Source organism: Paenibacillus shenyangensis (assembly GCF_000346635.1).
Lineage (GTDB): Bacteria > Bacillota > Bacilli > Paenibacillales > Paenibacillaceae > Saccharibacillus > Saccharibacillus dauci.
The window spans coordinates 121,131-136,552 of sequence record NZ_AOIG01000002.1; the positions used below are offsets into that span (position 1 = coordinate 121,131).

A 15,422-nucleotide genomic window follows, 5' to 3' on the forward strand; every position below is an offset into this window, starting at 1 on the left:
GGGCCAAACTCTTAGGTCTCATTCCTTTTTCTCTCTTGTTCTAAATCATTTATGATTTGAAGATAATACCATTTACATTCTTTTATTAATCATCCTTACTATTTTCTTTAAATACCATGGGCTATATATTTCACTACTAGGTATACCTGGCCACTCCCCACTGCCAGTATCCCATTTTTCAACCAGCTCAGTATACCTTGGATCTTGAACTAAAATTTTAGTTTGTATCATATATTCGTAATATATATCACAGTGAAAACATTTAAGTTTATCTAGGCCACTTCCAAAACCAACAACACTAAGTTCTTGATTACAATTTTTACATTCCAATTTATTTTTTCTTAAATAATCAGATAATGACATTGAGTTCCCTCCTAACTTTGGAAATATTCACGTTCTTACATATTTTTAGATCATGTTAACGATTTACCTTACACTGGGTACGCGTAAAAAAAAGCCTTGAGGATTATAGTCCTCAAAGTCTTTATCATCAATTATTTAATGCGTTTAGTATCTTTTCTGCTATAACTTCACACTCAATAAGTGTATTTTGAAATAGTTTCCCAAATTTTTTTTCGAATACCTGATATATCTTTTCAGCCAACTCAGATTTAGTATCGTTAAGAGTTAATAGTTCATATATCTGCTTCACTTCACTATCATACTCAATATCAAGCAAAGGATAAATCTCAATAGGATTCCAGTCATTAATGATTAGAGTTATTTTCTTAGTCAAGCGATCACCCCACTCTTTTATTCATCGAACAATGATGTAGATATTGCCTTATAAGCCTCAAAACTGAATAATTGTTATTTGAGATTGATATCCTTCTAACTGATTATCCTCCCATACTTTTCTTTGATTATACTTTTCAATATTTGACTATTCGTATTGCTCTCCTCAATGTTTCAGGAAATTTCTAATTTATGTAGGCTTTCATTTTAATCTATTTTTAGAGACTCCTTTCATTGCATCAAGCCTGGTCATTAGCTTTATTTGTTAGCAGATTCCAGAATTTTTTGTGCCAGCAAATCAACCTCCTCGCTTTGATCTGCAAAAGTGGGATGATTACTAAGCATACTCAATTCCTCGATAAGTTTCTGTATAACTTCTGTTCTTAGAAAGGGAATAAAGTCATTTAATAAAAAGTATTTCCAAGATGAGTCGTTCGAATTCAATATTTCTTTTAACGGTTCAATCAGATTTTCCTGTTGAGGCAACAATAACTCCTTGATCGATTGGTAGATAGGCCAATTACCATCTTGAATCCAGATTAAAAGGTCGGGAATAAGCGCAGTGATCTGGACGAATTCCAATTGTTGTAACACGGTTATACTAGCGAAATCATCTTTACTCTCAGGCAATTTGTGGTTCATATTAAGTATTTCCTCCTTTTATTTAGATATTCAACTAACTTATAGAGACGTTGAAATTCTCTTTGATTTTAGGAAGCGTCTTATTCAGGAAATCATGCTTATTTGTAAATCCTAAATAATAGTCATAGTCTTCATCCCCTGTAGAATAATATTCCTCATGAAAAAGAACATTTGAATGCTGCTGAAAATCTTTTCCTTGCTCAATGACTACACATCTAAACAGATGATCAATTTTGATAGCTTGAAGGATATCTTCTTTTTTTGTCACTGAAAACCAAATGATTTTTGGCGGTGTATTCAACTCATCCCAATGAGGTATCGTTTCTGCCCAGGGTAGAACCCATTCAGAATTTACAAACACACATCTGTTCAAGATGAAATCTTGTGTAGTCACATTATAAAGGTGCAGGTTTCTTTCATAAAAGGAAAAAAGTACGCTCGAGTTTCCTACTAAAAACAAACTCAAAATCATAGAAAGATCCTCGTGTATTTCATTATATTTAATCATACCGTAAGAGGAAGATTTAAAAACAATGTCCAATGTAATCATCCTTTTTAATAAATAGTTAACTGTAATTATAGAGCTCAATATAAAACTCGGTCTTAAGATTATAAGCGAATTCAATAAATTGCTTTTCAAAGTGCATTGCTGGCTTTATATCTTCTTCAACATTAATAACAATAGCAACAACAAATTTTAAGCTATCCTCTTGTTTAAGGTCATTCAGAATATCAATCTTACTGCTTATTCGACTCATCATCTTATATAACTGATCGTTAATATCAAGAGATTCTTCATACCCTGTAGATAATATCCAACATGAATCAGGTCTGGCAGTTTTCTTATCAGGAATTGGATCTCCTTTAAGCCAACTTTCTGAAGGAGATATTCCGATTACATTTGTTAATTTATTTAAATCGAGTTGCTCTCCAGTAATAATAAATTCAACCATTACATTTGTTTTATCCAACATTCCGCCTCCTTTTACAATGATCTTGTTGATCTTTCATACACTATGCTCCGGCATTTCTTCTTCCAATGGTTCTCGAACAAGATGTTTAAACTGTAGTCTCGGCACTATGTATTCTCCTTCTGCTCTTTTCAGAGCTCATCTGCATTCTCTGCAAAGACATAAAGCCCTTCTGTATCTATATATTACAGAAGGGCTTTTGCCTACCTTTTTACTTCTTCAACACATCTTCAATTGCTGTCAGTACATCTTCACTCAATTTCACACCTGCGGCTCCCGCATTCTGCTGAATCTGTTCCGGACGGCTCGCGCCGACCAGGGCGCTGGAGACGTTGTCCTGACGAAGAATCCATGCCAGCGCCAGATGGGTCAGCGATAATCCGGCTTCGTCTGCGATACTTTGCAGTTGCTGTACCTGACCCAGACGCTGTTCATCCAGCTTTTTCTCGTCCCAACCGAGTTTGGCGGCGCGGCTATCGGAAGGGATCTGACCACCTGAGGTGTATTTACCAGTCAGCAGACCCTGTGCCAGCGGCGAATACACGACCTGACCGATGCCGTATTTTTCTCCAAGCGGAATGACTTCTTCTTCGATATAACGTTCGAACATATTGTAGATCGGCTGATTCACGACGATCCGATCCAGCAGGTAACGGTCGGCTACACCGACAGCCGCCTGCATCTGGGCAGCTGTCCACTGGCTGACACCGACATACAGAATCTTGCCCTGGCGCACCAGATCGTCCAGTGCACGTAGTGTCTCTTCGATTGGTGTCTCCGGAGAGAAGCGGTGGCAGTAATACAGATCGATATAATCATGCCCCAGCCGCTTCAGGCTGGCATGGCATTGTTCCATAATATGCTTGCGGGATAATCCTTTATCATTGGGGCCGTCGCCCATATTGCCGAATACCTTGGTTGCCAGTACATACGATTCACGCGGATACGATTTCAGGGTCTCGCCAACTACCTTCTCGGCTTCTCCACGTTCATAGACATTGGCTGTATCGAAGAAATTAATGCCCAGATCATATGCGGCACGTATCGAATTTACAGCATTCTCCCGTTCCACATATCCTCCATACGTCAGCCAGCTTCCCAAGCTGATCTCACTTACTTTTAGCCCACTTCCACCCAGTCTGCGGTAATTCATCGTCATCGGTTACAGCCTCCTCATGGTATGTATCATGTGCCTTGTCACTCGGGCAGATCAGCGGATTCATCGCCGTATATCTATCCGAACCGGAACACCTAGCTCCCATTATATCGCTATAAGAATCCGCTTCCAAATATTTATTGTAAAAGTTATCCGTTTGTAGCTTTTGCTAACTTGCTTGTCCCAACTGTATGAAAAATGAAGCATAACGATTGAGTAGGCTATAATAGCGTTTATATACAGTTATCAGCTCTTTTAATAGCTAAGTTACTTGGACTGCCATACATATAAGCAACTAAGCAGCTTAGAGTCAGACTATTCTCCGGGAGGAAACCTGCCTATGATACAAAACCGCTTTTTTCGTATTGGCGCGGGCATCGCGCTCGTACTGCTGATCATCTATCTCGGAACACTGGTTGATTTTATCTTTGTTCCTATCCGCTCTTTGATTAGCCTCACCATTGTACCTCTGTTAATTACTGCTTTTATCTACTATCCACTGCGTCCATTGGTTAACTGGCTGGAACGCAAACGCAAGGTCAAGCGGTCCATGTCTATCCTGATGATCTATGTGGTCATTATTCTGGCATTGGTTATTTTCTCCATGATCGGCTGGCCGACGCTGCGTGATCAGGTGACCAGCTTTGTACAGAATACACCTGAATTCACTAACAGTATTGTGAAGCAGATCGATGCGCTGCAGCACAATTCATTTATTCAGCAGTATCTGCCTAACCAGGGCGGCAACACGGATATGCTGTCACGTCTGACCGAATATCTGAACACCGTCTTTACCTGGCTGTCGGATCATATTTCCAGCATGTTTTCTTTTGTATCCAATATCGTGCTGGTTATTGCTACGGTTCCGATTATGCTGTACTACCTGCTCAAAGACGACAAAAAGTTGTCCGAGCGTCTGGTACTGTTATTTCCGCAGAAGTTCCGTGAAGATGGCAAGCTAATGCTTGGAGAGATTGACGATTCACTCAGCAGCTTTATCGCCGGACGCGTTATTGTTAACTTCGCACTGTGCGTACTGCTGTATATCGGATTTTTGATTATCGATCTGCCTTATTCCCTGCTGCTCGTGTTCCTGGCTTTCTTCCTGAATTTCATTCCTTATATCGGGGCGATTCTGTCAGCGGTACCGGTAGCGATTGTCGGATTTATTGAATCGCCGATGATGGGGATCTGGTCGATTGTGATCGTTATTGTCGCCCAGTTGATTCAGAACAATCTGCTGGAGCCGATTATCTTTGGTAATCAGCTCGATATTCATCCATTTACAATCATTGTTCTCCTGCTGGTCGGTGGAGATATGGGTGGTATTCTCGGCATGCTGCTTGTTATTCCGATCTACATGGCGGTCAAAATTACGATCGTACACATTTACCGTATGTATCTGAAGCAGAAAATCGGCAGCGATTTCCAGTAGACAGATTCATATTCATTAAAATTTCATTTAAATATATTTATCAGTATAGGATTGCCTTACCATGTGGCAGATCAGGGATATGTGAAGTTAACATACCCTGATCTGTTTTTATTTACCAATTAATGGATAGAAAATGGTATTATTAATGCTAGATAAATAACAATTTTGTCATTTTATTAGGAGGAAAAAGGTTATATCCAATCTGAATTGGTTAATAGTTGTTTGCGATGGCCATCGTATTCTTCGGGACACTTTTCATATGGTTCTGCTGCTATAGAGTAGTAGATTCATCTGCATTATTTACTGGATGAGTCATATGCAAAGTGAGACTACTTAACTTGAAGTGAATATGTACAGAAATTACGAATCCCTATGTATCCCAGTCTAGTTTTCTCACACATTAAAGGAGGCGTTACATTATGTTCTTTCACATTAAAGAGTTACAGTATACAGCTAAGCCAGACAAGCCGGATCCGATTTATGCGAAAAAACTGCAGGAAGTACTCGGCGGACAATATGGCGAAATGTCCGTTATGATGCAGTACCTGTTCCAGGGATGGAATTCCCGTGCAGAGAGCAAGTACAAAGATATGCTGCTTGATATCGGTACCGAAGAGATCGGTCACGTGGAAATGCTGGCAACCATGATTGCACAACTGCTCGACGATGCCCCACTGGATCAAGTGGAGCAAATGGCCAAAGACCCTGCGATTGGCGCAGTACTGGGCGGCATGAACCCGCAGCATGCGATTGTATCCAGTCTGGGCGCACTGCCATCCGACAGCGTAGGCTATCCTTGGAATTCCCGTTATATCGTCGCAAGTGGCGATTTGCTGGCTGATTTCCGTGCCAACCTGAATGCTGAATCCCAGGGACGTCTGCAGGTTATCCGCCTGTATGAACAAACGACTGATCCGGGTATCCGCGATATGCTGTCCTTTATGATTGCCCGCGATACGATGCACCAGAATCAGTGGCTCGCAGCAATTGCCGAAATCGAAGCCAAGCAAGGTCCGATCACACCGGCTTCCTTCCCTCCAGAACTGGAGAAACGTGAAGTGGTTCACCAATTCATGAACTTCTCCCAGGGCGAAGAAAGTGCAGCCGGACGCTGGGCAAGCGGTCCTGCAATGGATGGCACAGGTGACTTCGAATATGTGCAGCAACCAAAAGCCTATGGTCAGGCACCGATTCTGAAGCCGGCTCCGGACTTTATGCATTCCCGTGCAGATCAGGCGCCAAGTATCGTCAATGTAGGTACACTGAGTAAATAAGATTCTGCTCTAGAGGCAGATTTGTAAATAAGGCAACAAGCCCTGCTGATTCAGGCAGGGCTTTATTATCACCGGCAATAACTGCTATCTGCTATGATCCACGATGATAGCACGTCGGGAATATAGGATAGTTATCCGTATGATCTATATCCAATAGATAAAAATAATCGACCCGATTACTGCTATCAGCTGGGATAATTTCATGAATGTGGGTAATAATAAACAAGCACTTCACTACGAAGGGAGTAATGAACATGAATACAGAGACAACAAAAACGTTAGCTATCGGTGCAGTAACAGGTGCGCTGGTAGGTGCAGGTGTAGCTGTTCTGGTCGCCCCGCAGCAAGGTGCAAAAGCACGTGCCAAACTGGCTGAGGTTACCGAACTGGTTAGAGAAAAAGGCCCAATGATTAATGAAAAAGGTCACGAGATCGCCGAAAAAGGCCAGGAAGTAGTCGGCGTAATCAAGGAATCACTCAGTACTGCCAAAGACTTCAAAACCGAAGCACAATCAGCAGTAGGCGATGTGAAATCCGAGATCCAAGGCTTCAAACAGTCCCATAACAGTACAGGCAGCGGCCCAACTACCATGTAACTTGCCTGATACGGCTGCCACGATGCAGCTTATAAAATCATACATTTTCATTTAATGATGCCCCAACTTCGGTGTTCTTTTCCGAAGATGGGGCATTTTTGCTGTGTCCACGTTCCTCTATTATGGTCTTCTTCTATTCAATAAGAGAATATCCGGAATTGAGCATTTCCTTCTTTTCCCTACCTCTTTCCCTTCGCTTACATTCCTCAAACAATTTCGCGAAATTTTAATACAGAGTTTACAAAACTAAGACTTAACTCTAACACTGCGCCCCTAGAATAAGTCATGTAAGACAAAACACATAAAAGTATTGCGCCTTTAATTAGGGGGAGGAGACTTTACAAATGTTTAAAAAACTGCCAATCATGCTTCTTACGCTGACGATGGTCCTTGTGCTTGCTGCCTGCGGATCAAACGGCGGAACTACTTCGGGATCGAATGCCGGTACAGATACTGGCAGCACAGGAGGAGAAAATTCTTCCGAGCTTAGCGGTTCTATTCTGGCTGTAGGTTCAACAGCATTGCAACCACTGGTTGATCAAGTCGCTCAAAAGTTTATGGCAGATTCCAAATATGCTAACGTGTCTGTGCAAGTACAGGGCGGCGGTAGCGGTACGGGTCTGACTCAGGTATCCGAAGGTCAAGCCAATATCGGTAACTCCGACGTATTCGCAGAAGAAAAGCTGGACGCTGACAAAGCGGCTGAGCTGGTCGATCATCAAGTAGCGGTAGTCGCTATGGCAGCTGTTGCCAACAAAGGCGCTAACGTAAAAGACCTGAAAAAACAACAACTGGTGGATATCTTCACTGGTAAAGTAACGAACTGGAAAGAAGTTGGCGGTGCCGATCAAAAGATCGTCGTTATCAACCGTCCAAGCAGCTCCGGTACTCGTGCTACTTTTGAGAAGTACGCACTGGGTGAGAAAACAGAAGATCCAGCAGGTTCGATCCAACAGGATTCTTCCGGTACGGTTAAAAAGCTGATCGCTGAAACTCCAGGCGCTATCGGTTACCTGGCACTGTCTTACCTGGATGACAGTGTAACTGCACTGAGCTATGACGGCGTAGAACCTAAGGTAGAGAATGTTGAAGCTGGTAAATACCCAATCTGGGCTTACGAGCACATGTATACCAAAGGTGAGCCAGATGCTTCTACCAAAGCGTTCCTGGATTACATGCTGAGCGAAGATGTTCAACAAAGCGATGTAACAGAACTGGGTTATATCCCAATGTCCGGCATGCAGGTACAACGTGATGCAGAAGGTAAAGTTAGCCAGAAATAAGCATTGAATCGAATATAACAGATGAAAAGATGCAGCTGCTGGCTCGATCGCCATGGCTCGAAGAGGCGGGGACCCCGCCTCTCTTTTCACGTTTTTATACAGAACGACGATTTCATCATCATTCTCCCTTGAATTGTTGAGATAACGGCATGTCATTTATTCAAAGCATGAAGAAAAGAGGTTATTACTTATGGAGCATTCCAAAGTTACTCCACGGGAAGCACAGCGTCGCAGGCTGCCGCTTGAGAAGCACCGTCTGGAAGACTGGATCGGCAAAATTTACACATCGGTGTGTGTTGTTTTTCTGATTGCGGTCATCGTATCCATTGTGTATTTTGTTACTTCCAAAGGCGTTGCTACCTTTGCAGTAAATGGTGTCAGCCTGACTGAATTCTTCTTCGGTACCCACTGGGCTCCGGATGCAGCTGAACCTTCATTTGGCGCATTACCGGCAATCTCGGGTTCCTTTATGGTTACCCTGCTGGCTGCACTGATCGCAAGTCCGCTGAGTATTGCGGCAGCGCTGTTCATGACCGAGATCGTGCCCACTTTCGGTAAACGCATCCTGCAACCGGCGATTGAGCTGCTGTCCGGTATTCCTTCGGTTGTATACGGATTTATCGGTCTGACCCTGATTGTTCCTTTCCTGCGTGATCATGTAGGCGGACAGGGTATCGGTGTAGGTGCCGGTGCACTGGTACTGTCGATTATGATCCTGCCGACAATTACAAGCGTAGCTGCAGATGCCCTGGCTTCCCTACCGCGTGGTCTGCGTGAAGCTTCGTATGCACTCGGTGCTACACGCTGGCAGACCATTTACCGTGTAGTATTGCCCACTGTTCTGCCTGCACTGCTAACCGGTATCGTACTCGGTATGGCTCGTGCATTCGGTGAAGCACTGGCCGTACAGATGGTTATCGGTAATGCCCCTTATATTCCAACGTCCCTGCTGGAATCCGCATCCACGCTGACCAGTGTTATTACACTCGGCATGGGGAATACAGCAATGGGTTCTATTCAGAATAATGCATTGTGGAGTATGGCACTCGTACTGATGCTGATGACATTTGTCTTCATCCTCATCATCCGCCTGCTCGAAAGGAGAAACCGGGTATGACAACTAAAACCGTAAACACCAAAGCCAGAACACGGGCCAGAAATGCAGACAAAATCGCTACGGTTATTATTGTCGCTCTTGCGCTCTCCATTGTAGCCATTTTGATCGGCCTGCTCGGATTCATCCTGTTCCGTGGTCTGGGACATATTAGCTGGGATTTCCTGACGTCCAAGCCACAGACGATTCGTGAAGGCGGCGGAATAGGGCCTCCACTGTTCAACTCCCTGTACCTGCTCGTACTGACAATGATTATTACAATTCCGCTTGGTCTCGGCGGCGGGATCTATATGTCCGAATATGCCAAACCCGGCAAAATCACTGGCTTTATCCGACTGGTTGTAGAGGTACTGTCCTCTTTCCCGTCGATCGTTATCGGTTTGTTCGGTCTCCTGGTCTTTGTCAACACTATGGGTATGGGATTCTCCCTGCTGGCAGGTGCATTGGCACTGACCATCTTCAACTTGCCGCTCATGGTACGGATTACAGAACAGGCTTTTGCTTCCGTACCCCGTGAGCAAAAAGAAGCCGGTCTGGCACTGGGATTATCCAAATGGAAAATCATCACTTCTATCATGCTTCCGGTAGCAATTCCTTCGCTCGTTACCGGTACGATTCTGGCAGCAGGCCGTGTATTCGGTGAAGCAGCAGCTCTGCTGTTCACGTCCGGTATGACGACGCCTCCGCTGAACTTCTCGGACTGGAATCCGCTGCATCCGCGTTCACCACTGAACCCGCTGCGCCCGGCCGAGACACTGGCTACCCATATCTGGAAAGTCAACAGTGAAGGTCTAGCACCGGATGCGATACAGATTGCTGCCGGCGCTTCCGCTGTGCTCGTAATCATGGTATTGATTTTCAATCTGCTCGCACGCTGGGGCGGTCGTACACTGTATCGTTATATGACTGCTTCCAAACGCATGAACTAATTTTCCCAGGATCATTATGGGACAGATCCTTTCTGTCCCTATGGCAGTCTACTCAAGGAGGATTTTATACTATGGCAATGCCTTTCAGTACAGAAGATCTAAGTGTCTACTATGGCGAGTATCAAGCCATTAAAAATATAAGTCTTGGTTTCCCCGCCAAAACGGTCACTGCGCTGATCGGCCCATCGGGATGCGGGAAATCCACATTCCTGCGCTCACTCAACCGGATGAATGATGAGATCGCCGGAGCGCGCAGTACTGGCCATATCTGGATGGACGGCATCGATCTTGCATCTCCTTCTACAGATGTTATCAAGCTTCGGCAACGGATCGGTATGGTATGGCAGCGTCCGAATCCATTTTACAAATCCATTTATGAGAATATTGCTTTTGGTCCACGCTACTATGGGATCAAAAATCGCAAAAAACTCGACGAAATCGTCGAAACCAGTCTGCGCCGTGCCGCTCTCTGGGACGAAGTCAAAGATCGGCTGAAAGAGTCGGCACTTTCCCTGTCCGGCGGTCAACAGCAGCGTCTGTGTATCGCCCGCGCATTGTCGGTCAATCCGCAGATTCTGCTGCTGGATGAACCGGCTTCCGCACTCGATCCGGTATCCACCGGCAAAGTCGAAGAACTCATTTCCGAACTCAAAAGTGATCTGCGTATCGTTATCGTCACTCATAACATGCAGCAGGCAGCACGGGTATCCGATTATACCGCTTACTTTTATCTGGGTAATCTGGTGGAACACGGAGAGACGAACAAAATCTTCACCAACCCCGAGAAAAATTCTACACAGGAATACATTATGGGACGCTTCGGATGAAGCGTCTTTTTTTGTATGTTAGCTTTGTACGATAGTTCATTTGACTGTTGACTATCGTGCATGGATCAGGCCAGGCTTGGACAAAAGTTGAACAGACTGCAGGATTGGACTTCTTAGCATAAATAGATCAGAATGTTTTACTCATTGATTTATCCATTAGATCCACCTTTCTTCACTGTAAGCTTTTCGTAAGGTAAATCGATAGTACCATCCGGATGGTTCTTTTATGCTGAATATATGGAGAGACTCCGCATGATGAACAGAGAGGAAATATATTGGCTCTTTGATCGGTCTTTCCTATAGCTATTAGATATTCACATATAAGGAGGCATTATTTTGAAACGCTTGGCTAACCTGGATATTCTGCGCGGATTCGCATTGTGTGGAATTATCCTGATTAATATTATGCAATTGGTACATTACAATATGGACCGGACTCCACTCGATGAGGGGATTTTGCAATTTCTGTATTTTGCTGTGGAGCAGCGTTTTTATGTTATTTTTGCATTTCTATTCGGAGTAGGCTTTCATATTTTTATGAGCCGGGCCGAGGCACGTGGCGACCGTCCGCGTCTCCGCTTTACTCGCAGATTGCTTATTTTACTCGTGATTGGTATGATCCATCATTATTTTCAGCCTGGAGAGGCGCTGTTGGTATACGCGATACTCGGATTTTTTCTGATTCCTTTTTACCGGGTCAAGCCGTGGGTGAGTCTGCTGATGGCATTGTTCATTATCAGCATAAGTGTGGGCTGGTTGGGTATCGCTCAGCTGGAGGCACTGGGCATGTTTTTCCTGGGCAAATGGGCTGGCCAGATCAGGTTATTCGCCGAGCCAGGACGCTATCGCAAAGGACTGCGGATTACACAAATTGCAGCCCTCGTGCTCATCTGGCCACTGCATCTGGCAGGTAACCGGATTCTGGATCAATTCGGATTGGTGGATATCTCCTCCATGTTAAGCGGACTGCCGGTGAGTGTATTCTATGTCACAACATTGATCCTGCTGCTGCGTCATCCGCGTATCGAGCGTCTGCTGACACCGCTCGGCAATCTTGGACGTATGGCCTTAACCAACTATGTATCACAGACGGCTGTGATTCTACTACTGTCTTATCTGCTGCATTGGCCGTCTCAGGTACATATTACTGTACTGATGATTACTGCCCTATTTATTCTGATTATTCAGATGATTCTCAGCAGCTGGTGGCTAAGTCGCTTTGCTATGGGACCGATCGAATATATATGGCGCCTTGGTACATATGGACAGAAGCCCTAGCGCTGAACAATATCCTCCTCTTGAAAGATTAAAATGTAAAAGGGCAGCTTCCACTGAGGAAAGCTGCCCTTTTAATTGTGTGCTGCTTGATGCTTGATTGTACATTCCGAACCATCACATTGCCTACTCTGCACTTCCATTTAATCAATAAATCAATCGGATACTTACTATATCAAATCGTATACTTACTGTCCAAACCGGAATTCACGAATACGAGTGCCCTGACGAAGCACCAGATATACATTATGACGTCCATTCACCGACTGTATATTCACGCTGGTATTCTGCCAGTTGGTTATACCCGCAGAGCCATTCAGTTCCAGTGTACCGATCAATATTCCATCCGGTGCATCCAGACGAATCTGTACTTCACCGGATTCGCCGGCAAATGCAGTCCGTGCCTGGAATGTCCCTGTACCTGCTTCACCAAATTCCGCATCGCTGAACAGAATCCACGCTCCATCGCCCAGCGCTTCCACAGCCGCACCGCCTTCACTGGATTCTACCAGATGCACCTGACGATAGTCGTCATAGTTCTCGGCCAGTACCGGTTTGGTCAGTTCCTGGGGAGGGATCACTTCGCCATTTACCTGAACATTGGACTGCAGCTGAATATCCGCAGAAGAGCGACCGACCATCAGAGTATAGCTGCCCGTCTCGACACAATAACGGCTACGTGTTACATCCCAGCAGGATAGCTCGTTCACTGGCAGCTCGAACGTAACGACACTTGACTGACCGGCTGCCAGATGAATGCGCCGGAAGGCTTGCAGAGTACGCAGCGGCCGCTGGATACGCGATTGATCCAGCTTCGTATACAGCTGCACCACTTCATCACTATCGATCGCTCCGGTATTGCGAATCGTAACCGACAGACGGATTGTATCCTCTGCATCTACCTCTTCAGCTTCCAGTTCCAGACTGCTGTACTCCATCGGTGCATAGGTGAGCCCATGACCAAACGGATACAACGCCTGACCTCTGAAATACTGATACGTGCGTTCCGAGCGGATAATATCGTAATCCCTCAGATCACCGAGCTGCTCTTCCGAACGGTACCAGGTCATATTCAGGCGCCCAGCCGGAGCGTAATCTCCGTATAGCACATCCGCTACTGCATTGCCCAATTCCGGACCGGCATGAGACAGATATAGAATTGCCGGAATATGCTCTTCCACCCATTCCATAGCAAATGGATAACTGCCGACTACCACAACAACAGTATTGGGATTGGCTGCATATACTTCCTGAATCAACTTCAGCTGGGAGGCTGGCAGCTCCAGACTTGGACGGTCATTCTCTTCCTTACCGTTGATCAGCGGATTGTTGCCGACAAATACAATCGCTGTCTTCGCTGCACGGGCTGCTGCCACCGCCTGTTCCAACCCATTTTCCAATACCATCTTCTCAAAAAGTCTTTCTTCCCCCGGTACTGTCTGCTCTTCCGCAATAGCCAGATTTCCTTCCGTACCCGAAGGATACACCGCGCGTCCATTCCACGTGCTGATTGCTATGCGTCCGTCATCCTGCTGATCCAGACCGAATACTTCTTTGACAAACCATCCATACGCTTCGTCGGCAGAAGCTGTAATCTGCTGACCTTCATCATCGGCTGTCCAGTACTTGTCGCTCTCTGCCAAACGGATCGTATAGCTGCCAAATCCCCAATCGGATACGGTGAACACGCTGTTCGTGTTCTTACTCAGCGCTTCTACAGCATTTGCAGGATCAGATGGCAATGAGGAGTCTGCGCTCCGATCTACCCCAACAGTCGCCTTCTCTTTTTCCGATTCGGTTTGTTGGACAGACAGTATTCCACCCTGCCCTGCAGATTTGAAGCTCACCCGGTCATTGCCGTCATGATAGTGTACTTTTCCTTTTACTTTGGCTTCTATGCCCTGCAGACCAGTCACGGCATATGGCAGTGTACCAGAGTACCAATCCCGATACACGATATCGCCGAGTTCGCCGATCACTGCCACATCATCGGTCCCCTGGCTGGATAATGGAAGCATGCCATTGTCATTTTTGAGCAGGACAATCGATTTGCGTACGGCTTCTGCTGCAACAGCTTTGGCTTCCTCGGTCATCATCGATTCTTCCCCAATTGCAGCATACGGATTCAGCTCGGCAGGATCGAACTCTCCCAGCCGGAAGCGAACGCGGAACGTATGGAACAAGGCGCGATCAATATCTTCCCAGCTGAGCAATCCCTGTTCCAGGGCTTCACGCAGTGCTGCTTTGGACAGGTCTGCATCATCGGTAATACTGTCAATACCTGCTTTGACCGATTCGGCGACGCCGGGAGTATGCGAATCATAATAGCCATGGTCATTCATAATGCCCATCACATCGCCGGCATCACTGACGATAAATCCATCCATTCCCCACTCGCCTTTGACTACTTCCTGCACGAGCGGGTGCAGCAGTGCAGGTGTACCATTGATCGAATTGTAGGCGGTCATCATCGATTGGGCTTTGCCCTCGGTAAAAGGTTGTTCGAACGCTTTGAGATAGTATTCCCGCATATTGCGCGGATCAATACTGGAGGAGCCGCTGCCCCGATCGACTTCATTATTGTTGCCGAGAAAATGCTTCAGCGTCGCTACAGCCTTGAGATATGTAGGATGATCACCCTGAATTCCCTGTACAAGACGAGTCGCCAGTTCACCCGTCAGACGAGGATCTTCTCCATAGGCTTCTTCATTGCGTCCCCAGCGCGGATCACGCTCCATATCCACAGTAGGTGCCCATAGGGTCAGACCGTTGATTGCCGGATTACGCTTGTACATAACCCTTGCTTCATCGGAGATCACATTACCGATTCGGTGCATCAGTTCGCTGTCCCACGTACAGGCCAGTCCGACAGGTTGCGGGAAAAAGGTCGCTTCGCCCAGCCAGGCAATACCGTGCGCAGCTTCGGTACCGTGCTTGTACGCACCTACACCCAGTCGCTCTACAGCTGGCTGGTATTGCAGCATCGATTCTATTTTCTCTTCTTCAGTCAGGCGGTCCACCAGATCATGTACCCGTTGATCCAGCTCCAGCGTATGGTCCTGAAAAGGATATTTGGTCGTTTGTTCCATATTGTTATATCTCCTTTAAGATTAATGAAAATATAGTTTGATGCTCAGCAAAAATTTGTTTTTATCTATCGATTACGTACTGCTACATTTTTATGG

Annotated in this window: 15 protein-coding genes; 8 read left to right on the forward strand and 7 right to left on the reverse strand. The window is 45.6% G+C overall.

Annotated elements, in window-relative coordinates; translation table 11 throughout:
* Positions 1–72 precede the first annotated feature (72 nt).
* The 6 genes from H065_RS0100555 to H065_RS0100580 form a co-directional block, all read right to left on the reverse strand.
* Entirely contained in the window at positions 73–363 is a 291-nt protein-coding gene (locus H065_RS0100555) for a hypothetical protein (protein WP_017811047.1), read from the reverse strand.
* A gap of 127 nt (positions 364–490) precedes the next feature.
* On the reverse strand, positions 491–736 hold the full coding sequence (locus H065_RS0100560; protein ID WP_017811048.1) for a DUF1871 family protein: 246 nt from the start codon (positions 734–736) through the stop codon (positions 491–493).
* A 257-nt stretch (positions 737–993) separates the two neighbouring features.
* Positions 994–1,377: a DUF5071 domain-containing protein gene (locus H065_RS0100565; RefSeq protein WP_017811049.1), complete on the reverse strand. Its 384-nt coding sequence runs from the start codon at positions 1,375–1,377 to the stop codon at positions 994–996.
* A gap of 34 nt (positions 1,378–1,411) precedes the next feature.
* Positions 1,412–1,771 carry a hypothetical protein gene (locus H065_RS0100570; RefSeq protein WP_238557854.1) on the reverse strand — a complete coding sequence of 120 codons (360 nt, stop codon included), beginning with the start codon at positions 1,769–1,771 and terminating at the stop codon, positions 1,412–1,414.
* A 172-nt stretch (positions 1,772–1,943) separates the two neighbouring features.
* Positions 1,944–2,351 carry a DUF4279 domain-containing protein gene (locus H065_RS0100575; protein ID WP_017811051.1) on the reverse strand — a complete coding sequence of 136 codons (408 nt, stop codon included), beginning with the start codon at positions 2,349–2,351 and terminating at the stop codon, positions 1,944–1,946.
* A 208-nt stretch (positions 2,352–2,559) separates the two neighbouring features.
* A complete protein-coding gene (locus H065_RS0100580; protein WP_026135956.1) occupies positions 2,560–3,501 on the reverse strand; it encodes an aldo/keto reductase family protein in 942 nt (313 codons plus the stop codon).
* Positions 3,502–3,844: 343 nt separating this feature from the next.
* On the opposite strand from H065_RS0100580, the gene H065_RS0100585 reads away from it, so the two are divergent.
* The 8 genes from H065_RS0100585 to H065_RS0100620 all read left to right on the forward strand — a co-directional run bounded on the left by H065_RS0100585 (position 3,845) and on the right by H065_RS0100620 (position 12,240).
* Positions 3,845–4,939, forward strand: a complete 1,095-nt coding sequence (locus H065_RS0100585) for an AI-2E family transporter (RefSeq protein WP_017811053.1) — start codon at positions 3,845–3,847, stop codon at positions 4,937–4,939.
* A 419-nt stretch (positions 4,940–5,358) separates the two neighbouring features.
* Positions 5,359–6,213, forward strand: a complete 855-nt coding sequence (locus H065_RS0100590) for a manganese catalase (protein WP_017811054.1) — start codon at positions 5,359–5,361, stop codon at positions 6,211–6,213.
* A 254-nt stretch (positions 6,214–6,467) separates the two neighbouring features.
* Positions 6,468–6,809 (forward strand): YtxH domain-containing protein, encoded by a 342-nt coding sequence (locus H065_RS0100595; RefSeq protein WP_017811055.1) that lies wholly within the window; start codon positions 6,468–6,470, stop codon positions 6,807–6,809.
* Between the two features lie 344 nt (positions 6,810–7,153).
* Positions 7,154–8,092 carry a phosphate ABC transporter substrate-binding protein gene (locus tag H065_RS0100600; RefSeq protein ID WP_017811056.1) on the forward strand — a complete coding sequence of 313 codons (939 nt, stop codon included), beginning with the start codon at positions 7,154–7,156 and terminating at the stop codon, positions 8,090–8,092.
* A gap of 190 nt (positions 8,093–8,282) precedes the next feature.
* Entirely contained in the window at positions 8,283–9,209 is a 927-nt protein-coding gene (pstC, locus tag H065_RS0100605; protein ID WP_017811057.1) for a phosphate ABC transporter permease subunit PstC, read from the forward strand.
* The gene (pstA, locus tag H065_RS0100610; RefSeq protein WP_017811058.1) at positions 9,206–10,135 is read left to right on the forward strand and encodes a phosphate ABC transporter permease PstA; all 930 of its coding nucleotides are present in this window, start codon (positions 9,206–9,208) and stop codon (positions 10,133–10,135) included. The genes pstC and pstA overlap by 4 nt, the downstream gene beginning before the upstream one ends.
* A gap of 71 nt (positions 10,136–10,206) precedes the next feature.
* Complete coding sequence (gene pstB / locus H065_RS0100615; RefSeq protein WP_017811059.1) at positions 10,207–10,962, forward strand: phosphate ABC transporter ATP-binding protein PstB; 756 nt, start codon at positions 10,207–10,209, stop codon at positions 10,960–10,962.
* Between the two features lie 336 nt (positions 10,963–11,298).
* Positions 11,299–12,240 (forward strand): DUF418 domain-containing protein, encoded by a 942-nt coding sequence (locus tag H065_RS0100620; protein WP_017811060.1) that lies wholly within the window; start codon positions 11,299–11,301, stop codon positions 12,238–12,240.
* Positions 12,241–12,425: 185 nt separating this feature from the next.
* Here the strand turns inward: H065_RS0100620 and H065_RS0100625 are convergent, their stop codons facing one another.
* Positions 12,426–15,326 (reverse strand): glycoside hydrolase family 3 C-terminal domain-containing protein, encoded by a 2,901-nt coding sequence (locus H065_RS0100625; protein ID WP_017811061.1) that lies wholly within the window; start codon positions 15,324–15,326, stop codon positions 12,426–12,428.
* Positions 15,327–15,422: the final 96 nt, after the last annotated feature.

Excerpts from the sequence above, each read along its gene's own strand:
- H065_RS0100555 (WP_017811047.1), bottom strand. The coding sequence starts at position 363 with ATGTCATTATCTGATTATTTAAGAAAAAATAAATTGGAATGTAAAAAT.
- H065_RS0100595 (WP_017811055.1), top strand. The coding sequence starts at position 6,468 with ATGAATACAGAGACAACAAAAACGTTAGCTATCGGTGCAGTAACAGGT.
- H065_RS0100590 (WP_017811054.1), top strand. The coding sequence starts at position 5,359 with ATGTTCTTTCACATTAAAGAGTTACAGTATACAGCTAAGCCAGACAAG.
- H065_RS0100600 (WP_017811056.1), top strand. The coding sequence starts at position 7,154 with ATGTTTAAAAAACTGCCAATCATGCTTCTTACGCTGACGATGGTCCTT.
- pstC (WP_017811057.1), top strand. The coding sequence starts at position 8,283 with ATGGAGCATTCCAAAGTTACTCCACGGGAAGCACAGCGTCGCAGGCTG.
- H065_RS0100625 (WP_017811061.1), bottom strand. The coding sequence starts at position 15,326 with ATGGAACAAACGACCAAATATCCTTTTCAGGACCATACGCTGGAGCTG.
- H065_RS0100585 (WP_017811053.1), top strand. The coding sequence starts at position 3,845 with ATGATACAAAACCGCTTTTTTCGTATTGGCGCGGGCATCGCGCTCGTA.
- H065_RS0100565 (WP_017811049.1), bottom strand. The coding sequence starts at position 1,377 with ATGAACCACAAATTGCCTGAGAGTAAAGATGATTTCGCTAGTATAACC.
- pstA (WP_017811058.1), top strand. The coding sequence starts at position 9,206 with ATGACAACTAAAACCGTAAACACCAAAGCCAGAACACGGGCCAGAAAT.
- H065_RS0100575 (WP_017811051.1), bottom strand. The coding sequence starts at position 2,351 with ATGTTGGATAAAACAAATGTAATGGTTGAATTTATTATTACTGGAGAG.
- pstB (WP_017811059.1), top strand. The coding sequence starts at position 10,207 with ATGGCAATGCCTTTCAGTACAGAAGATCTAAGTGTCTACTATGGCGAG.
- H065_RS0100580 (WP_026135956.1), bottom strand. The coding sequence starts at position 3,501 with ATGAATTACCGCAGACTGGGTGGAAGTGGGCTAAAAGTAAGTGAGATC.